We start from the raw sequence: 19,882 nt of genomic DNA on the forward strand, positions 1-19,882 counted from the left end.
AGGCTACTTATTAATGGAAGCCTTGCTCTGCTTATCTTCAGCTGAGGTCTCAAGATCGCCTAGTTTTCCGGCGGCATGCTGCGCAGCAATCCAACCAAACGTCATACCCGAGCCCACTTGGGAACCTGCACCTGGATATTCAGAAGCCATCACGGATTGAGCATCATTACCAGCTGAGTACAGACCTTTAATTGGGGTTCCATCTTCAGCAATAACTTGTCCGCGCTGGTTAATGCTGATTCCAAATGCAGTTGCCAAAGGAGTTGGGACTACTGCAATTGCGTAGAACGGCCCCTTCTTTACTGGCCCGACATTGGGATTTGGCTTGTTCTGCGGATCGCCAGCTGCTTGTCCGAAAAGAAGCTCACCCTTGTGGAAGTCTTCATCGATGCCAGATTTCGCGAACGTGTTGTAGCGCTTTACTGTTTTTTCTAAGCCTGTTGGATCAATGCCAATGTTTTGAGCAAGTTCAGCTAAGGAAGCACCGGCATGGAGGTATCCGGAATCAATGTATTTTTGCAGTGCGATCTTTGGAAGATGCGGCATGGTGATCATGCCGAGTCCGTATTTTGCCAACGTGTGAGAATCAACAATAAGCCAGGCAGGAACAGTTGGCGTTGTTTTGTGTGATTCATACATTGCTCGGACGAAACGGTGATAAGACACAGACTCATCGACGAATCTTTCGCCTGCTGCATTAACCGCGATTACTCCAGGGCGTCCACGATCCCAGATATGGGGATAGACCGCTGTGGAACCATCTGCGCGCGTACCAATTGAAGAGGGGAACCAGAGTGCGTTTTCTCCATTGTCCTTACCCAATTGTGCGCCAATACCGGCAGCGAGCTGCATAGTATCGCCAGTGGCGCTTTCATTGGTACGCGAAAACTGTGGTGTAGGTTCTGGCATGTATTTCTTGCGGAGCTCAGGGTTCTGCGAGAAACCTCCGGCGGCAAGCACAACGCCCTTGTTCACTCGAATCCGGTAAGCTACTCCCCCGTGGTTAACCACGGCGCCGACAACAACATCACCTTCTTTAATAAGTTCGGTGGTCAATGCATTGCGCCATACCGCACCGCCTCGTGAAAGCACTTGGTGGTACATCCGTGCAGTCAACGCATTACCCATGACTAGGCGGGTTCCGCGAGGATATTTCACGATATCGGTTGCCCAACGCAGTCCCAGCTTCAGAGCTGTTCCAACTGCGGCGACGGTTTGTTTTGGACGCTTGGAGAAGAGTCCGAGAAGAACATTGACTTCTGGACGGCGCAGCATCATGGTGCCGTTCATCAGTGCGAACTCGTGGACTGGTGGTCGGACGTGTGCGAAGTTGACCTTGCCGAGCTCGCGGCCGTCGAAAGGCTTTGGCTCAAGTGCACGGCCGGTTTTGCCGGTTTCTGGAAGTTCGGAGTGGTAGTCCACCACGTTGGGTGAGCGGAGGAATTCCACGCCGATGTTTTCCATGTACTTCAGCATGTGCGGACCTTGATCGACATAGGCCATACGCATTTCTTTATCCGATTTGTCCCCAACCAGGGTGTCTAGGTAGCGCTCTACCTTTTCACGGTCATCGGTGATGCCATCTTCGCGCTGGAAGTGGTTGTTGGGGATCCAGATGGTTCCAGCGGAATATGCGGTGGTGCCGCCGATGTAGTCGCTTTTTTCCAGAAGCAAGACATTCAGGCCTTCCACAACACCGGTGAGTGCTGCGGAGAGTCCGGCTGCGCCTGATCCTAGAACAAGCAGGTCAACTTCTTTGTCCCACTTCGCTTCGGAAGCTTTATCCACCATTGTTCTTCTCTTTTCCTTCTACTTTTATTTCTTAGTGAGTCAAGCTCAGTGCTTCAGTGGTTTCCATCTGAAAGGATTGGCTGATGTGCTTACCCACTGCGTATGCGCGGGTGATGGCGGATCCGATGGTTGCGCCGCCACCTGGGTAGGCGTCCTTGAATACGGTTGCTGAGCAGTTACCTGCTGCATACAGTCCGCCAAGTGGAAGGCCATCCCAGCCGAGGACTTCGCCGTCGAGGTCGGTCTGCAATCCACCAGCTGTGCCCAGGACTCCGGGGTGGAGTTCGATGGCGTAGAAAGGGCCACTTTCTAAAGGTGCCAAACATGGGTTTGGGGTGTTGGCTGGATCGCCAAGGTGGCGGTCCTGCTCTGTTGCGCCGCGGCTGAATTCGGAGTCGACACCGGTGCGGGCATCGTCATTGAATCGTGAAACGGTGCGTAAAAGGCCTGCGGCATCCACGCCAAGTTTCCCTGCAAGTTCTTCCACAGTGTCCGCCTGAACCATCCATGCTGGGGCTTCCGCGCCGGAGGTAAACGTTGGGTTACCTGCCACTGGGTACTTAGAGGTGAAGGAGGAATCCATCACTAGGTACGCCGGGATGTTGGCAAAAACTGATTCTTCTGGGTCGATGTTGGCAAAGACTCGAGAGAAATCGTGGTAGTTCAAAGCTTCATTAACAAAGCGTTTACCCAGCTTGTTCACCACGATGGAGCCAGGCAGTGTCGCCTCCACGTTGCCCATGCGTCCAGATTGCTGGCCATCGTATTCCGCGCCGTGTGCGGTGATAACAGGAACGCCCCAGATATCGGTTGTCTCTGTGAACGCAGCGCCCACGCCGATGCCCAGCTTCAGGCCGTCGCCGGTGTTGGATGGTGCAGAAATTGGGGTGATCGGGAACTTCAGGAGGGTCGAGGTGAGTTCCTTGGACCATTCGAAGCCGCCTGAGGCGATGACCACGTGCTTTGCGGTGATGGTGCGCTGGAGGGAGGCGTCGATAAGCAAAACTTCCCAGCCGGACTCGGTGCGCTGAAGGGAGCTGGCTGCGGTGCCAGCGGCGATGCGGATGCCGGCGTCCCAGGCGGACGCGATCATGGCGGAGGATAATGCGCCGCCCATGGTGCGTACGCCCTGGTTCGCGCGGTCTTTAAGCAGCTGCGGATCAGGTGCGGCGCCGTGGAGGTGGTCGCGCTCATCCATGGTGATCAGCGGCAGATAGGTCGGCTGGCGCACGGCCTCAACCAGGCCGGGAACCACGGAGGGGTCAAACGGCTTGTGGTCCAAACCGCGGCCGCCTTCGGTGGACCCTGGCCACTCGCGGTGGTAATCCGGGCGGTTCAACGGCGCGTAATCCACGCGGGTTTTCTCATCCAAAAACAGCACTGCCTCAGCGGCATTCTTGATGTACCAGGCAATTTCCTCGTCGGACAGCTTGCCCTTGGTCGCCGCACGAATGTACTCCGCAGCGGCCTCCTCGGAGTCGGTGAAACCGCGCTGCCCCATGAGATGGTTGTTGGGAGCCCACATCACTCCGCCACCGGCAGCCGTGGTGCCACCAAGCTTGTCATGCTTTTCGACGACGCCCACCAGCGCGCCTCCATCCGCCGCGACAAGTGCGGCGGTCATTCCAGCACAACCAGACCCAAGCACGAGGACATCTAGTTCTTCAGGCCAATCGGCAACTGAGCAAAGAAGTGGCTTAGACATTTTGAGCTCCTGGGAAATCGATGGCGATCTTTCCAACACCAGCATTTGGTGTGGTCAAAGTAGTGAACGCCTCATCGAGATTGTCAAAATCAAAACGGTGGGTAACCAATGCGCGCAGGGTGTCCTGGTGCTTATCCAGCAGCGCAATGCACTCTGGGAACAGGTTCTGGGAGTTGCGGGAACCCAAAAGATCGATCTCCTTGGATACCAGCTTGCGCATATCGAAAACCAGATCGCGGTCAGAGATACCCACGCACACCACGCGGCCTGCGGTTGCTACCAGATCAATCGCAGCGGCCAGGGATGCTGGGACGCCGGTTGCATCGATGATCAGGGATGGGCCGTTTCCGTCAGTCCAGGTGTCAACTTCCACTGCCTGCGCAGCGTTCGGGAAACCGCCATCAACCACGAAAGTCTTATCCGCACCGCAGTGCTTAGCCAGATCCAAGCGGGACTGCACCATATCGGTCACAGCGACTTCGCAGCCCTGATCCTTCAGGTAACGAACCGCCAGCACACCGATCGGGCCAGCACCGTTGACGATAACCTTCTCACCACTCACTGGACGGCCACGCTTGCAGGCCTGCATCGCAATCGAGATTGGCTCTACGATCGGTGCCAAATCAAGTGGAAGGGAATCTGGAATCTTAAACAGGTTCGCGTAAGGAACAACCTGTTCATCAACCAAAGAACCATCTTCGTAGCAGCCGTAAACGCTCATTTCCTTACAAGCATTCACACGACCAACCGAACATGCGTAGCACTTGCCGCAGTAGAACATCGGGCAAATTACAACTCGATCGCCAACATTGAATCCATTGCCTTCATCGGAAGGATCCATCTCAGTGATAATGCCTGCTGCTTCGTGCCCCTGAATAATAGGGAGTTCTGAAGCGTAATCATCATCCCAAATATGGGAGTCAGTGCCACACAGTGTGACCGCTGCCATGGAGATTCGTGCAGAACCAGGCACAATCGTCGGCGCTAGAAGATTCTGAAACTCGATGGTCTGCTTCGAAGTAGTAACAGCAGCCGTGATGATCTTTGCGTTGGCAGTGGTTTCGGTGGATTCTGCGACAGTCATGTTAATTCTTCTCCGCAATAGCACCGAAAGCAACGTTCCACAGGCGAACCAAACGCTCTGAAACGAAACCACCAGAGTAGATAGGGTCCTGATCCATGATCGCTTCAACTTCCTCAACGGAATCGCCCTTGATGATCAACAGTGCACCCAAAGGATCACATTCAGTCAAACGACCAGAGATCAGCAAGGTGCCTTGCTCGTGGAGGTTCTTCAAGAAATCAACGTGAGTTGGGCGGATCGCTGCCATCTCATCATTTTCTGGAACGTAGGCGTAGGTAACAGCGTATGCAGCCATAGAGAATCAAACTTCCCTCAAGTGTTTTGTTGTGGGTAATTGCCGAGTTATTTTCCGAGAAGGTGGGTTGGGGTTTTGTAGGTTTCTTTACCTGTGGCAAAGGCGACCGCGGAAAGGACTGCGAAACCAAGGCACATCCAGGCAACTGGCTGCCAGTTTTCTGCTTGTCCACCAGTGAGCATTTCTGCAACAGCTGGCGCGAATCCTGAGACCAACAGGCCAAGCATGAGGCCAATAGCCATTCCTGAGTAGCGAACCTTTGCAGGGAACTGCTCCGGGAACGCTGCCATATACGTAGCGTTTGGCGCTGCGTAGAACAGGCCCATCAGAACCATCGCGGAGAGGTAAATCATGGCGATGTTTCCAGTGCTAATCGCATTGAAGAAAACGAACATCATGCCACCAGCACCAAGTGCACCGGTGATGAACACTGGCTTGCGGCCAATCTTGTCCGACAGCAAACCGAAGAACGGCTGAGAGAACACAGCCATAAGGTTTGCCACCGCGATGACACCCAGCATGGTGGTGCGCTCAATGTCGCTGTACACCGCATATGCCAGACCGAAGACGTTCAAGATGGTGTTCATCATGGCGTAAGTAGAGGAGAACATCACGCGGAATACAGCAGCCCAGTGGTTCTTGAACAGTTCCACAACTGGAGTTTCAGGAACCTTGGCCTCTTCAACTTCTTCTTCAAAAGTCTCAGACTCTTCCAGGTGCCTACGGATCCACAGGGCAACACCGGTCAAGATGATGCTCAAGATGAACGGAATGCGCCAGCCCCAGCTAAACAGCTGTTCATCAGGCAGAGCCGCGATGGGGATGAATACCACGGAGGAAAGCACGATTCCGAACATGACACCGGAAATGGTGAATGAAGAGTAGAAACCGCGACGACGCTGTGGTGCGTGTTCCATGGACAGCGACGCTGCACCTGGAGACTCACCGCCGGCAGACAATCCCTGCAGTAGGCGAAGCACCACAAGCATGATCGGTGCGAGGATTCCCACCTGGCCGTAGGTCGGAAGAAGTCCGATAGCCAAGGTGGACAGACCCATGGTGAACAAGATGATCATCAAAGTCTTTCGACGACCAATGGTGTCTCCCAAGTGTCCGAACAAAACCGCACCTGCTGGGCGAGCAACATATGCAACACCGAGTGTGGAGATAGACAACAGAACTGAGTTCGCACCGCCTTCTGGGAAGAAGACGTGGGAGAAAACGAGTGCAGCTGCCGAACCGTAGATGAAGAAGTCGTAGTACTCCAAGGTTGAGCCAAGGAATGCTGATAGAGCAGCTCGCTTGGCCTGTGGAGTGCCTTTTGTTGGATGGGCTTTGGCCGAATAGGCTTCGTGGGACATGGTGTCACCGACCTTCGGCGCTGGTGAGTTGATAGTCATCGTATTCCCTCTCAAAGGAATGGGTATTTAGGTCAAGTGGCTATCCGTTTGGAACCTAAATTGTGAGCTGGATAACCAATGGAATGAACTATATGACGAATCACTTTGTATGAGAAATACAGAATTCTACATTCTTTAAGTAACATTTTGACTTAATGATGTAGTGGAAGTCACTTTTATGGCGTTAACCTTTGCAAATAGAAACTAATGAGAGTGCGAAGGCGAGTGAAAATACCACAAAACTAGTTGAAAAAATCTTTGTGTGAGGCCTAATTTCCCCCTAATTTTTAGGCCTCTTTTGCAGTTAAGGCTTAAAGATATCCAACGCAATATCGATGACCGCATCCCTAGCGACCCGACCCGAACCCTTCATCCACGCAATGCCATGCCGAAGCTCCACCGAATGCTTCTTAATAGGCAAATGCACAGTATTCGGTGGCGCCAACAAACCAGTTCCATGCGTCGTGATCGCCACCCCTACCCCAGCCCCCACCAACAACAGCGCCATGTAAGGATCATTAACTTGCTGGCTGATCCTCGGCACAAAACCAGCCTCAGCACACAACTGAAAGGTGGAATTCCTAAACACAGACCCCGCAAACTCCGGCGTCGTCACAAACCCATCTTCAGCCAGATCCACCAAATCCACCACGTCTTCCCCCGCAAGACGATGATCCTTCGGCAACACCACGCAAAACTCTTCCAAACTAATCAGCCGAGTCTCAATCTCTGGATCCTCAATGGGCAAACCCATCAACGTAATATCCAACGCCCCCAAGCGCAGCAAACTTACCGCTTCCCTCGTCAACTTCTGACCAACGAGCTCCAACTCCACATTAGGAAGCCGTTTATGCACCTCACTGGTCAAAAGCGGCAGCGTGGAATAGTTCAGCACACCAGAAAAACCAATTCTCACCGTGCCAACGATTTCCCCCTCAGCCTCATTAACTGCCTCACGCGCCACGGCCGTCGTAGACACGATCTCTCGCGCATGCGGCAAAAAGGCTTTGCCCGCAGCAGTGAGATCCACCGAACGAGTAGATCGTTCAAAGAGCTTTTGCCCCAACTCTGTTTCCAACCTGCGGATCATCTGACTCAGCGGTGACTGCGCCATACCCAACCGCTGCGCAGCATTACTAAAATGCAACTCTTCTGCAACGGCGATAAAGCCCTCCAGCCACCGAATCTCCACGTAAAAACCCCTTTACCCACTTCTTCAGGACATCCTACTTTAGGCAGTAGCATTGGGATTTAGATTCAGCACTTAAAAACATCATCAAAAAACCACAATGCTATGTGCAAATAGTTATGATATTGCCTATTGCTGATGTTTTGGTGGGTCATAAAAGCCATAGGCATCCGGGCCCGGGCATCAGTCAAGGAGCACCAATGTCTACGGAGACTTTTGGCTTTTCACCTGATCATCCTGAACTAGAACTGGACCTCGAATATCCAGAGGCCACCCCACCACCCGAGGGCTGGCCAGTGATCATCTGGCTACATGGCGGTGGGTGGCGCATGCAAGACCGCACTGCCAGGCCAGATTTTTCTCAACATTTCGCAGCCGCGGGGTTTGCGATGGTGAGTATTGATTACAGTCTAGCGCCATCGCATCCCCACCCCGCCCAGGTTCAAGACTTGCGCCAGGCAATTCGATTCTTACGGGTTCACCATGAAGATCTGCGCCTTAATTCCGAGCGAATTGGGTTGTGGGGATCCTCCGCGGGTGGACATGTTGCCGCAATGGCAGCGCTGCTGGGACATCTCTCGGAACTGGATTCAGAACACATCCCCGCAGATTTCCGTGGAGTATCCTCCCACGTGAGTTGCGTAATGGAAGGGTATGGCCCTGCCGAAATCGAAAAGCTGCTGCCGGCTTTTAGGGCAGGCGAGGCGGGAGAGGCAAAGCCACCCACACCTGAGCAAGATTTATTGGGTGGCCCCGCAACCACACCGGAAAACTACACGCTGCAACTAAGCCAAGCACAAGCTGCCAGCCCAGTGCATCAAGACGCCACACACGCGCCACCATTTCTGATCATGCACGGCACCGGTGACACCATGGTGCCAGAAACACAGTCGGTTGCTCTGCACTCACAACTGGTGCATTTAGGGCGCCAGTCCACTCTCATCCTCATTGAGGGTTTTGGCCACGGGTTCCTCAATCCAGGAAACGTCACTGAGCTGGGGCCTGGTGTTCGGCTTGATAATGGCCGACTCGAACGTGAACCACACACCGGATTCACTGCGCAACAAAGCCCTGAAAATCCCTTTGAACTTGAGGGCCTAGCCGCTGACCACGAGATGATCAAGCAATTTTTCAACCTTCACCTTGGCTAACTACCGAAAGAAGAATCCAAGAATGACTTCCCCCCGCCTGCCCAGTGCCATCCCACCAGACTCCGAGGCGATCGTTGCAAGCCGCAATTCTCTGGTTCCCGTCCTCGACTCGCTCCCCGGCGAGTCAGTCCCTTACGCCCTCAGTGCTGGTAATGGCCAATTGCACCAACTTGGCCCCTACCACTTCACCGTGATGTCTCGCCCTCAAGATAACGGTGGCGTATTTTCCCTCGCTCGTATCAGTGCTGGAAAGACCCCTGCCACCCGATTCTTCTCAGTTGCAGGACCGACGTTTATTCACGTGATGGAGGGACGTTTAACCCTGTGGTTCGCCGATGGGCGTCAAGATATTATCGCCGGTGGCAGCGCCACGATCCCCGCTAATACTCAGTGGTCTTTCGCATGTGAAGGCCTCATTAACTCAGCTTTAGTGCACTCAGGTTCGGATGCATTCCTACGCGCTGCAGAAATCTTGGGCACGACCTCGCCGTCCCATACTTTCCGTATTAGCGGCAAATCCGCCAACCTTCCCCGCGAGGAGCTCGAGGCGTGTGGATTCACCTTCTATGAGCGGGATTATCTCGCCGAGCTCGGCCCTCGTTTTGATCGTCTCCCCGAAGAGGCCCGAGCATTTGCGCTGGAAGACGGCAGCGGAGATCGGCTGGAACAATTTGAACAGATCAACAATTTTGTCTGCCGCCCGAAGCACACTGGAAATCAATTCTTTGCAATGCAATCGAGAGGAGCCGAAGCCCCGTATATTCCTCTGCATTTCCATCGCCTACACACCGAGAATTTCTTCTGCCTCGACGGAAAAATCAAATTACACGTGAATGGTCAAGAGATCATTCTCTCTCGCGGTGATTATGTCCATGCTCCAGCTGGAACCATTCACTCCTTTGCTTTCGCCGGACACAACACACAGATGTTGGGGCTTCTAACCACTGAGGTTTTCGAACCGTTCTTTGACTACATGAACACCCCCACCGATGCTCATGTCCAGTTGGAGGACTGCGGAAAGCCGTGGTTCCCAGCAGAGGCATTTGCAAAAGTCCAAGCTGAGCTGGATGTTGTGGTTGTAGGACCACCCCCTGCAAACTAGCAGGGGTGGGCCCCGAAACTAAACGTCTCGTGCGATCAAATCATCCAGGTTCTCCGGGGAGAGCAGGTATGGAGCAACTTCGAGGACGGTGAAGGCACCGCTTTGACCTTGCTGCTTCATGCGGTGAGCTGCGCGACCGAAGGCGATCTGTGAGGAAGCGGTGAAATCTGGGTTGCGGTCCAGCTTCAGGATGTATTCCACGGTGTGGTTGTATCCACCGGTGTCTGCGGTGGTGATTACGTGTCCGCCGTGTGGCATGCCGGTGTGCTCGGAGTCGAAGGTTGCTTCGTCGATGAAGTTGACTTCGACTTCGTAGCCAACGAAGTAGTCAGGCATGGTGCGGATGTCGTTTTCGATGCGCTCGTGGTCGGCGGAGTCGGCAACCACGAAGCATTGGCGCTTGTGGGTTTGCTTTCCGGTGAGGTCGCCGGCTTCGCCACGGCGGGCCTTTTCCAGGGCTTCTTCGGATGGGAGGGTGTACTGGACGGCCTTTTGAACGCCAGGGATGCGTCGCAAAGCATCGGAGTGGCCCTGTGACAAACCTGGGCCCCAGAAGGTGTGCTGCTGGTGCTCGGCTAAGACTGCCGCAGCGTAGACGCGGTTGATGGAGAACATTCCTGGATCCCAGCCGGTAGAGACCAGTGCGACGTTGCCGGCTGCGGTGGCGGCTTCGTTCATGACCTGGCGGTGGCGTGGGATGTCGCGGTGGTTGTCGTAGGTGTCTACGGTGCAGGCGAACTGCGCGAACTTTGGTGCCTGCTCAGGGATGTCGGTGGCGGAGCCCATGCACAGGAACAGCACGTCCACGTCGTCGGCGTGCTTGTCCACGTCGGCGACATCAAAGACTGGCGTCTTTGTGTCGAGGGTGGCCCGGCGCGAGAAGATTCCTACAAGGTCCATGTCGGGCTGCTTGGCAATAAGCTTTTCGACGCTGCGTCCCAGGTTTCCGTAGCCCACGATAGCTACGCGGATGTTGGTCATGTTCTTGTAATCCTCCAAAATTGTGGTGGCACTGTCCTGGTCGAGCTTACCGAGATGCATACTTAGATGATGATTCAGGGACATCTCTTTCATCAGGACCGAAAGCGAACGTTTCGTATTGTTGAGCCTTTTGGTTCCACCACGGATGCGCTGATCTATTTTCATGGCTCCCAGCAGTCAGGATCTGTGGGGCGCAGCTTCACCAACAGGACTTTTGATCCGTTGCCGTTCATGGTGGTTTATCCGGATGGGGTGGATCAGCATTGGAATGATGCGCGGTTGGGTTTGGATGAAAATACCCGCCATTTAGGTATTGATGATGTGGGGTTCTTTGTAAAACTCGCCACCCATTTGGGCAATACGTATGGCATCAAGAGGATCTTTATTGTTGGCTATTCCAACGGTGGGCAGATGGTGTTGCGGCTCATGCATGAGGTTCCCAAGATGCTCAGTGGCGCTGCAACCATTGCATCCAACATGCCAGTTGCTGAAAATACCTTGCCGCAGGTGAAAACCTTCAAGACACATCCGGTGCCTTATTTGGCGATGGCTGGAACTGCCGATACTTTTTCACCGTATGAGGGTGGCGATGCCGGTATTGGTCGCGAACACCGCCGTGGCGTGGGCATGTCCGCCTTTGATTCAGCTGCCTATATTGCCGCCCGAAACGGACTGACCGAACACCGCCACGACGTGATTGATGATGTGGTGTCGATCGATACCTGGGATGGAGAAAATCCCGTTGAGTTTTGGACACTCAACGGGATCGGCCACTTGGTACCAAGTGGGAAAACTTATCCAGAATTTCTAGGCCCCTCAACCACATCAGTGATAGCGGCTGAGGAGATTGGGAAGTTCTTTGATGGGGTCAGACGTCGATAAGCTCAAGCTTTAAAAACGCATTGCGCAAGCCGTCCTGCCCAACCGCATCCGTGACCAGGTCAGCAGCGGCCTTGAGCGATTCGGTGGCCTCGCCCATCGCGACGCCGTAAGCGCTCGCCTCAAATAGGGAGAGATCCTCATCGCTGTCGCCGAACGCAATGGTGTTTGCGCGATCTGCGTTCAGGTACTTCAGCAGGCGATCCACGCCGATCTTCTTGTTGACAGACACACCGATCGTGCCGAACAACGCACCAGTCTGACCACCCCACGTGGTGTGCTCCAGGTTAGGGAACGCCTCACGCGCTGCGTCCAAATCTTCCTGAGAATTGAAGATGTAACTGATCTTGTTCACATCGTCACGATCAAGGCTCGCGCCCCAGAACATATCCGGGTACATGCTATCGACTGTCACGTCGGTCTTCTCCGAAAGGCGAGACAGCACTGGCTTAGAAGCCTCACGGAAACCACGGCTTGCATACAAACCGTTGTTGGACTCGAGATAAAACTCCAAACCACGGTTGTAGAGCCACTCCACAATGTGGCGGGTCTCCTCACCCGACAAACGGCGGTGGAACACAGACTCCTGTGCGCTTTCCACATATCCACCATTTGCGCCAATGAGGCCATCCACTCCGATATCCCACAACTGAGAAGTCACCTCAGCGCTGCTTCGACCAGAGCTCAAGTACACGCGGTGTCCTTTGGCGCGTGCCTTACGGATCGCGTCAACGGCCGAACGCGGAACTTCATTTGAGTAATCCAGCAGTGTGCCACCGATGTCTACGAAAAGTAACTTTCCCATGCCCCAAACTTTACGCGTAAAGACCACACATAATCGAGCAAACCTCAGAACTTCCTTCTTGTTTTACACTCCTGTTATCCAGCAGCCTTGTTAACAAGGCCCCATAATTTCGTCTCAAGCCTGTCCCCAACTGCTAAAACAGCAAAATTTATGGCTCAGAAATCAATATTATTTAAGAAAATATTTCCCCTTAAAACCAATGGTTCCATAGTGGGAATCCTGCGGAGAAGCCGGTTGTAAAACACCATCATCTTCCTCTCACGCTCATCTATCTAAGGGGTGGAGTTTCCTCCCTTACTCACATAAGGGCTCCTAAAAACAGAGCAAGACGCTGCCTCGAGAATGTTTCTCACGGCAGCGTCTTTATATCTGGCTGATTAGCTGCTACTTCAATCGCAACAAGATATGGCTAGTTATAGCGAATTGGGTAAGAAAAGTGCCCGCAGCTATGTAAACAGAACTGTCGAAAGCCCCTTTGCCACCTAACTCCGGGACGCGAAAAAGAGGTACCTCAATAATCTGAGATACCTCTTATCGTGAAACTATTGAGCTGGAGAAGAGACTTGAACTCTCAACCTACGCATTACAAGTGCGTTGCGCTGCCAATTGCGCCACTCCAGCACCGCAATTGTTAATAATTAACAACTACAAAAAGTATCGTAGCGCATAGGTGTGCCACAAAGGAATTCGGCACTAGAGTGTCTAAGTAAACCGTGTACAAAACCACCCCTGATTGGATGCTTTTTCCTTGCAAAATGTTTTCCAGCGGATGTTAAGTTTCGCCACCCTCCGGGGTCGTATTTCTACCGTTGACGCTGCAAAAGCCGCACCACCGCCATCGCCATTGGCACCGATTGACCTCACGGACCATAGTCAAGTGGCCGGTGTGATGAATTTAGCTGCACGCGTCGGCGATATTTTGCTTTCTTCCGGCACTTCAAACAGTGATACGAAAGTACAGATCAGGGCAGTAACATCAGCCTATGGTTTGTACTACTGCCATGTAGATATCACGCTCAACACCATTACGATCTTCACCAATATAGGTGTGGAAAGAAAAATGCCGGTCAACGTTTTTCATGTTGTCGGCAAATTGGATACGAACTTTTCCAAGTTGTCCGAGGTTGACCGTTTGATTCGTTCGATCCAAGCTGGCGCAACTCCTCCGGAAGTGGCCGAGAAGATTCTCGATGAATTGGAACAATCACCAGCGTCTTATGGCTTCCCTGTTGCACTTCTGGGATGGGCAACCATGGGTGGAGCCATTGCAGTGCTCCTTGGTGGTGGTTGGCAAGTATCGCTCATTGCATTTTTAACCGCGTTCACCATCATGTCTACCACAGCATTTTTAGGGAAAAAGGGTCTGCCCACATTTTTCCAAAATGTCGTGGGTGGTCTGATCGCAACCATTCCGGCATCGGTTGCTTATGCTTTTGCGCTGCAATTTGGATTAGAGATTAAACCCAGTCAGATCATCGCCTCGGGAATTGTCGTGCTGTTGGCGGGCTTGACCCTGGTGCAATCACTTCAAGATGGCATCACTGGAGCTCCGGTGACAGCTAGTGCACGGTTTTTTGAGACACTACTTTTCACCGGTGGCATTGTTGCCGGAGTCGGTTTAGGCATTCAACTCTCTGGCATCTTGGACATCATGCTCCCGCCGATGGAAGCAGCAGCAGCACCTAATCCATCGTCGATCCCTGCTCGAGTTATCGCTGGCGGTATCGCCTCCGCGGCCTTCGCAATGGGTTGTTATGCAGAGCTATCATCAGCGCTCATTGCCGGGCTTACTGCCTTTATGGGTTCTGCTGTGTATTATTTCTTCCTTTTTTACGCAGGCCCTATTTCGGCAGCAGCTATTGCTTCGACTGCAGTTGGTTTCACCGGTGGTTTGCTTGCTCGTCGATTCCTGATTCCGCCGCTCATAGTGGCGATCGCCGGCATCACTCCGCTGCTTCCCGGTTTAGCGATTTACCGCGGCATGTATGCCGTGCTCAATGAGCAAACGCTTTTGGGATTTTCCAATATTGCGGTTGCACTGGCAACTGCTGCGTCATTAGCTGCAGGCGTGGTGTTGGGTGAGTGGATTGCTCGCAGGCTACGCCGTCCGCCACGCTTCAACCCTTACCGCGCGTTCACAAAAGCCAATGCCTTTTCCTTTCAGGAAGCTGAACAGAAGCGAAATCGGCAAAAGCGACGATCCAAAACAGGTAACAAAAAGTAAAAATGTACCTGCTTAGGCGTCTTTCGTATATATAGCGTAGAATATAGGGTCGATCGCTTTTAAAACCTCAGGAGGATCCTTGCCGGCCAAAATTACGGACACTCGTCCAACCCCCGAATCCCTTCACGCTGTTGAAGAGGAAACCGCAGCCGGAGCCCGCAGGATTGTTGCCACCTACTCTAAAGACTTCTTCGACGGCGTCACTTTGATGTGCATGCTCGGCGTAGAGCCTCAGGGTGTGCGCTACACCAAGATCGCTTCTGAACACGAAGAAGCACAGCCAAAGAAGGCTGCGAAGCGGACCCGTAAGGCACCAGCAAAAAAGGCTGTTGCTAAGAAAACCACGAAGAAGACCACTAAGAAAACTACCAAAAAGACCATCGCAAAGAAGACTACTAAGAAGTCTTAAGCCGGATCTTATATGGATGATTCCAATAGTTTTGTAGTTGTTGCCAACCGTCTGCCAGTGGACATGACTGTCCACCCAGATGGTAGCTACAGCATCTCGCCTAGTCCTGGTGGCTTAGTCACTGGACTTTCCCCCGTCTTGGAACAACATCGAGGATGTTGGGTCGGATGGCCAGGAACTGTAGATGTTGCACCCGAGCCGTTTCGTACGGATACGGGTGTTTTGTTGCACCCTGTTGTACTCACCGCAAGTGATTTTGAAGGCTTTTACGAAGGCTTTTCAAACGCCACTTTGTGGCCACTTTTCCATGATCTGATTGTCACCCCGGTGTACAACACGGAATGGTGGTACGCATTCCGGGAAGTAAACCTTAAATTCGCCGAGGCAGTCAGCCAGGTTGCAGCTCAAGGCGCAACAGTGTGGGTGCAGGATTATCAGCTGCTTTTGGTGCCAGGAATTTTGCGCCAAATGCGTCCCGATCTCAAAATTGGGTTCTTCCTGCATATTCCTTTCCCCTCTCCTGATTTGTTCCGTCAGTTGCCCTGGCGCGAAGAAATTGTTCGAGGCATGCTCGGTGCAGATCTTTTGGGATTCCACTTGGTGCAGAATGCGGAGAACTTTCTCGCTCTCACCCAACAAGTGGCTGGTGCTGCTGGATCCCATGTGGGACAGCCAGACACCTTGCAGGTGAGTGGCGAAGCATTAGTGCGTGAGGTTGGCGCTCATGTGGAAACTGCTGACGGTCGCCGAGTTAGTGTCGGCGCATTCCCCATCTCGATTGATGTTGCAGCGTTTGGGGGGGCGTCGAAAAGCGCCGTTTTTAATCTTTTAAAAACCCTCGGCCAGCCTGAAACTGTATTTTTGGGCGTGGATCGATTGGACTACACCAAGGGCATTTTGCAGCGCCTTCTCGCTTTTGAGGAGCTACTGGAATCTAGTGCACTCGATCCCGAAAAAGCTGTGTTGCTTCAGGTTGCTACGCCTTCACGCGAGCGCATTGAGCACTACCGGGTTTCTCGTTCTCAGGTTGAAGAGGCAGTGGGCCGGATCAATGGCAGGTTTGGTCGTATGGGACATCCTGTTGTGCATTATCTGCACCGTTCATTGAGCAAAGCTGATCTACAGGTGCTGTACTCCGCTGCTGATGTCATGCTGGTGACTCCGTTTAAAGACGGCATGAATTTGGTTGCTAAGGAATTTGTTGCCAATCATCGCGATGGCTCTGGAGCTTTGGTGCTCTCAGAATTCGCGGGTGCGGCGACCGAATTGACTGGCGCATATTTGTGTAACCCTTTTGATCTGGAATCTATCAAACGACAAATGGTAGCGGCTGTCTACGATCTAGAAAATAATGCAGAATCAGCCGCCTCACGGATGAAAACCAACAGCGAACAGGTCTACACCCATGATGTAAATGTGTGGGCGAATAGTTTCTTGGACTGTTTGGCAACCTCGGGAGAAAACTCATGAATCGCACGCATCTTGCAGCTACAAGTGTCCTTCCCCTTGCACTGTTGTTGACAGCGTGTGGCTCCGACATTGTGAAAATGACTGATTCTACTTGGCTGGTAAGCGATATTTACACCGCGCCAAATGAACAACATGCGATTAGTGATCTTGTTATTTCTCAGCCCAGCCTAGATTTTGGCAAGTCCTCGCTCACTGGCTACAGCGGATGCGTTCCTTTTACTGGACGTGCGGAATTCTTCCTCAATGGAGAAAAAAGCTCGGTTCTTGATGCAAACTATATGACCTTGTCAGCGCTAGATTTTGACAAGCTTCCAGATGATTGCCAAGGTCAAGAACTTATCGTTCACGAACAACTCGTTGATCTCCTACCCGGGTCTTTTGATATTTCGAGAACTTCCGCCTCCGAGATCCTTCTCACCAGTGATGTTGACGAGCTTGACCGTCCGTCAATCCGGCTCATTTCTTGGATCGCACCCACTCCTTAATTGTCTGCCTCTTAAACACGGTGAAATCCGTACACTGGTGCGCATGACTTTGACAATTGAGGAAATCGCACAGACCAGAAACTTCCTGCTCGTGTCTGATTTTGATGGCACTATCGCAGGATTTAGCAAAGATCCTTATAGCGTTCCCATCAACCAGAAATCCCTCAAAGCCGTGAAGGATCTCTCTCAGCAAGCTGCCACAGACGTTGTCATTTTGTCGGGTCGCCATTTGGAAGGCTTAAAGCAGGTCCTTGATCTTGGCCAGTATCGCATCACCATGGTCGGCTCCCATGGCTCGGAAGATTCTTCCCGTCCCCGTACTCTCTCGCAAGATGAGGAGACACGCCTGGCAAGAATCGAAGCCGATCTAGAAAAGATCGTTGAGGATATCGATGGAGCCTTCGTAGAAATCAAACCCTTCCACCGGGTACTGCACTTCATTCGGGTGTCAGACAAAGCCACAATCCAAGGAATCCTTGCCCAAGCTGCTGAATTGGATACCTCAGGGCTTAAAGTAACCAATGGTAAAAATATCGTGGAGTACTCCATTAGCTCCACCACCAAGGGTTCTTGGCTGAAAGATTTTGTCAGCCGCACAGATCCAACCGGTGTCATTTTCATCGGTGATGACACCACGGATGAGCATGGCTTTGAAGCTTTAGCTGATAACCCTCGAGCTCTAACCATCAAGGTGGGTTCCGGAGACACCGCTGCTAAATCACGAGTGGACAGCGTGGATGATGTCGGAATTTTGTTGGAGAAGCTGGCGTATCACCGCATGCAGTATGTGGAAAATGCTCGCTTAGGCCACTAAACCTGACCGATCGTGGAGCCTGGGTGGAAGGATGTTTCCAATTCCACTTTTGGCTCCACTTGTTCATTTTCAATCATTTTCAGCAAGAGCTCACCGGCTTTAAAGCCTTTAAGTTTGTTTGGCTGAATCACAGTGGTGAGGTCTCTTGCCAAAGCCATGTGTGTGCCGTCATATCCGGTGAGAGATAAATCAGCTGGCACAGACTTACCCACAGTTTTTAAATACTCCAGCACGCCAAAGGCAAGAGAGTCCGTCGTGCACAACACGGCAGTTAAATCTGGGTGAGCTTCCAGCAGCTGCTTGGCTACGTCAAAGTTATGAGTGCGGTTGTTGATCCAACATTCCATGATCGGCACAGTTTCAATACCGATCCCCGCATCGGCAAACACTTCTAAGGCACCTATGACGCGGGCACGTTGTACTTGATACTGTGCATTTTCTAGACGTTCACGGGTGACATGCCCATCGTTTCTTTCGCGGTCAAGACGAATAGACAGCACACCAATGTTGCGGTGTCCAGCATTAACAAGCGCTTGGGCAGCAGCCCCTATGGCACTGCGATCATTTGGGCCAATAAAGGGCATGCCCTCTTCGTCTGCTGGTTGGTCTGCGATAACAGCAGGAAGTCCGCGAGCACGAATGGCATCAATATGTGGATCACCTTTGGCCACGGAATAAATAACCACTCCGTCCACGGCTGCGTTGTTCACTAGTTGCTGCGCAGAGACATGATCCACGCTGCTTTCTGGCGAGGCCGGAATCAATGTTAATTGAGTCTCTCCTGCCGCTTGGGCGACTCCTGCAAGGAAGTCAACGGATGCCATATCCTCGAAGGCATAGGTGAGATCCTCGGTGAGTAATACTCCTATGGCTCCCGCTCTGCGGGTACGCAAACTCCGAGCTACTGGATCAGGGCCTAAATATCCCATGCCCTCAGCGGTATCGAGGATGCGTTGCCGGAGTTCTGCAGAGAGCTGCTCTGGCCGATTGTAGGCGTTGGACACTGTGGTCCTTGAGACACCCAATTTTGCTGCAATTGATGCAAGGGTTCCGTATTGTTGTTTCCTACCCATAATCACCACAATCTACCAGCTAGAATGGTTGCATATCTGTAACCGAGTTCCTGGGAAGCCATTTTCAATAGATTTTCATGTTGACAATGCTTTTCAATAAGCATTTAATGGCAAATATGAAAAGAATCCTCTGGTCACTTCCCCTACTCCCCTTAGTTCTTGCCGGCTGCACTGCCACCAGCACAGCAGAACCAGACGATTCTTTAAAAATAGTCACATCCACTCAAGTGTGGGCTGATATCGCTCAAGCAGTAGCCCCAGACGCCACCATTGAGGCCATCATTAGTGGCGGAGACGTAGACCCACACTCCTTTGAGCCTTCTGCGGTAGACATGGCACAAGTATCCGAAGCAGACATCATTATCGTTGGCGGCGGCGGATACGATTCCTGGCTCTATGATTCACTCGGCGAAGATGACCGCATTATTCATGCACTTGAACTCACCGATCACGATCACGAGGATCATGAAACCCACGAAGCTCACGAGGGACATGAGGATCACGAAGAGCATGCAGACGTAGACAATGAGCACGTGTGGTACTCCACCGAAGAGGTCTCAGAGGTGGCTGAAGATTTCGCAGAAAAAGTTCGCGAGCTAGATCCAGAAATCACTGTCACTCCCGAAGTTGTCACTGCGAAGATGGATGAACTCCACGAGACTATCCATGCGCTGCCGGCCGTGAAAATCGCTCAGACCGAGCCCATTGCGGATCATATTCTTGCGCACTCCGATGCGGTGGAATCTACACCAGCTGGCTACCGCGCAACCACGTTGAGTGAGGGCGAGCCAACGGCAGCAGATATTGCAGCATTCCAAGATGCCATCAACAATGGCGATATTGATGTTTTGATCTATAACCCGCAGTCCGCATCGCCGGTATCCACACGACTGAAAGAATTAGCGGAAGAAAAAGGCGTGCCGGTTGTTGAGATCTATGAGACCCCTCAAAACACCGAGAATTTCCTCGATGCCTTCACTAAAGCTGTAGATAATCTCGCAGCTGCAACTAAGCAGGTTTAGAAT

At 52.4% G+C, this 19,882-nt stretch carries 18 protein-coding genes and 1 tRNA gene; 9 read left to right on the forward strand and 10 right to left on the reverse strand.

Going from position 1 to position 19,882, the window contains the following annotated elements:
- Window positions 1-3: 3 nt before the first annotated feature.
- The 6 genes from ccrud_RS11780 to shiR all read right to left on the reverse strand — a co-directional run bounded on the left by ccrud_RS11780 (window position 4) and on the right by shiR (window position 7,467).
- Window positions 4-1,791, reverse strand: coding sequence for an FAD-dependent oxidoreductase (locus ccrud_RS11780; RefSeq protein ID WP_066567939.1), 1,788 nt, complete (start codon window positions 1,789-1,791; stop codon window positions 4-6).
- A gap of 31 nt (window positions 1,792-1,822) precedes the next feature.
- Complete coding sequence (locus tag ccrud_RS11785) at window positions 1,823-3,496, reverse strand: FAD-binding protein (RefSeq protein WP_066567942.1); 1,674 nt, start codon at window positions 3,494-3,496, stop codon at window positions 1,823-1,825.
- Window positions 3,489-4,580, reverse strand: a complete 1,092-nt coding sequence (locus ccrud_RS11790) for a zinc-binding dehydrogenase (protein ID WP_066567945.1) — start codon at window positions 4,578-4,580, stop codon at window positions 3,489-3,491. Before ccrud_RS11790 ends, ccrud_RS11785 begins: the two co-directional genes overlap by 8 nt.
- A gap of 1 nt (window position 4,581) precedes the next feature.
- Window positions 4,582-4,875: a YciI family protein gene (locus tag ccrud_RS11795; RefSeq protein WP_038585675.1), complete on the reverse strand. Its 294-nt coding sequence runs from the start codon at window positions 4,873-4,875 to the stop codon at window positions 4,582-4,584.
- Window positions 4,876-4,922: 47 nt separating this feature from the next.
- Window positions 4,923-6,275: a shikimate transporter gene (gene shiA / locus ccrud_RS11800; RefSeq protein ID WP_003853963.1), complete on the reverse strand. Its 1,353-nt coding sequence runs from the start codon at window positions 6,273-6,275 to the stop codon at window positions 4,923-4,925.
- 304 nt (window positions 6,276-6,579) lie between these two features.
- Window positions 6,580-7,467 carry an HTH-type transcriptional regulator ShiR gene (gene shiR, locus ccrud_RS11805; protein ID WP_066567948.1) on the reverse strand — a complete coding sequence of 296 codons (888 nt, stop codon included), beginning with the start codon at window positions 7,465-7,467 and terminating at the stop codon, window positions 6,580-6,582.
- Between the two features lie 197 nt (window positions 7,468-7,664).
- On the opposite strand from shiR, the gene ccrud_RS15070 reads away from it, so the two are divergent.
- Together ccrud_RS15070 and ccrud_RS11815 are read left to right on the forward strand one after the other, a co-directional pair.
- Complete coding sequence (locus ccrud_RS15070) at window positions 7,665-8,615, forward strand: alpha/beta hydrolase (RefSeq protein ID WP_081099600.1); 951 nt, start codon at window positions 7,665-7,667, stop codon at window positions 8,613-8,615.
- A 22-nt stretch (window positions 8,616-8,637) separates the two neighbouring features.
- Window positions 8,638-9,717 (forward strand): cupin domain-containing protein, encoded by a 1,080-nt coding sequence (locus ccrud_RS11815; RefSeq protein ID WP_066567950.1) that lies wholly within the window; start codon window positions 8,638-8,640, stop codon window positions 9,715-9,717.
- An 18-nt stretch (window positions 9,718-9,735) separates the two neighbouring features.
- On the opposite strand, the gene ccrud_RS11820 is transcribed toward ccrud_RS11815, so the two are convergent.
- Window positions 9,736-10,698 carry a diaminopimelate dehydrogenase gene (locus tag ccrud_RS11820; protein WP_066569912.1) on the reverse strand — a complete coding sequence of 321 codons (963 nt, stop codon included), beginning with the start codon at window positions 10,696-10,698 and terminating at the stop codon, window positions 9,736-9,738.
- Window positions 10,699-10,764: 66 nt separating this feature from the next.
- Here ccrud_RS11820 and ccrud_RS11825 point away from each other — a divergent pair, with 66 nt between their 5' ends.
- Complete coding sequence (locus ccrud_RS11825) at window positions 10,765-11,580, forward strand: CE1 family esterase (RefSeq protein ID WP_011015255.1); 816 nt, start codon at window positions 10,765-10,767, stop codon at window positions 11,578-11,580.
- Here ccrud_RS11825 and ccrud_RS11830 read toward each other — a convergent pair.
- Both ccrud_RS11830 and ccrud_RS11835 read right to left on the reverse strand, forming a co-directional pair.
- Window positions 11,567-12,382 (reverse strand): Cof-type HAD-IIB family hydrolase, encoded by an 816-nt coding sequence (locus ccrud_RS11830; protein ID WP_066567952.1) that lies wholly within the window; start codon window positions 12,380-12,382, stop codon window positions 11,567-11,569. The two genes, ccrud_RS11825 and ccrud_RS11830, sit on opposite strands and share 14 nt — an antisense overlap.
- A gap of 548 nt (window positions 12,383-12,930) precedes the next feature.
- Window positions 12,931-13,003, reverse strand: a tRNA-Thr gene (locus ccrud_RS11835).
- Window positions 13,004-13,151: 148 nt separating this feature from the next.
- On the opposite strand from ccrud_RS11835, the gene thrE reads away from it, so the two are divergent.
- The 5 genes from thrE to otsB all read left to right on the forward strand — a co-directional run bounded on the left by thrE (window position 13,152) and on the right by otsB (window position 17,784).
- On the forward strand, window positions 13,152-14,606 hold the full coding sequence (thrE, locus tag ccrud_RS11840) for a threonine/serine exporter ThrE (RefSeq protein WP_066569914.1): 1,455 nt from the start codon (window positions 13,152-13,154) through the stop codon (window positions 14,604-14,606).
- Between the two features lie 79 nt (window positions 14,607-14,685).
- Window positions 14,686-15,015 carry a hypothetical protein gene (locus tag ccrud_RS11845; protein ID WP_066567955.1) on the forward strand — a complete coding sequence of 110 codons (330 nt, stop codon included), beginning with the start codon at window positions 14,686-14,688 and terminating at the stop codon, window positions 15,013-15,015.
- 12 nt (window positions 15,016-15,027) lie between these two features.
- The gene (locus tag ccrud_RS11850; RefSeq protein WP_066567958.1) at window positions 15,028-16,485 is read left to right on the forward strand and encodes an alpha,alpha-trehalose-phosphate synthase (UDP-forming); all 1,458 of its coding nucleotides are present in this window, start codon (window positions 15,028-15,030) and stop codon (window positions 16,483-16,485) included.
- A complete protein-coding gene (locus ccrud_RS11855; RefSeq protein ID WP_066567961.1) occupies window positions 16,482-16,970 on the forward strand; it encodes a hypothetical protein in 489 nt (162 codons plus the stop codon). Before ccrud_RS11850 ends, ccrud_RS11855 begins: the two co-directional genes overlap by 4 nt.
- 43 nt (window positions 16,971-17,013) lie before the next feature.
- Window positions 17,014-17,784, forward strand: a complete 771-nt coding sequence (gene otsB / locus ccrud_RS11860) for a trehalose-phosphatase (RefSeq protein ID WP_066567964.1) — start codon at window positions 17,014-17,016, stop codon at window positions 17,782-17,784.
- Here otsB and ccrud_RS11865 read toward each other — a convergent pair.
- Entirely contained in the window at window positions 17,781-18,860 is a 1,080-nt protein-coding gene (locus ccrud_RS11865) for a LacI family DNA-binding transcriptional regulator (protein ID WP_425394221.1), read from the reverse strand. The genes otsB and ccrud_RS11865 overlap by 4 nt on opposite strands.
- Window positions 18,861-18,964: 104 nt before the next feature.
- Between ccrud_RS11865 and ccrud_RS11870 the strand changes: the two genes are divergently transcribed.
- Window positions 18,965-19,879 (forward strand): metal ABC transporter solute-binding protein, Zn/Mn family, encoded by a 915-nt coding sequence (locus ccrud_RS11870; protein WP_074025643.1) that lies wholly within the window; start codon window positions 18,965-18,967, stop codon window positions 19,877-19,879.
- Window positions 19,880-19,882 lie beyond the last annotated feature (3 nt).

The organism is Corynebacterium crudilactis (assembly GCF_001643015.1).
GTDB classification, from domain to species: Bacteria; Actinomycetota; Actinomycetes; order Mycobacteriales; family Mycobacteriaceae; genus Corynebacterium; species Corynebacterium crudilactis.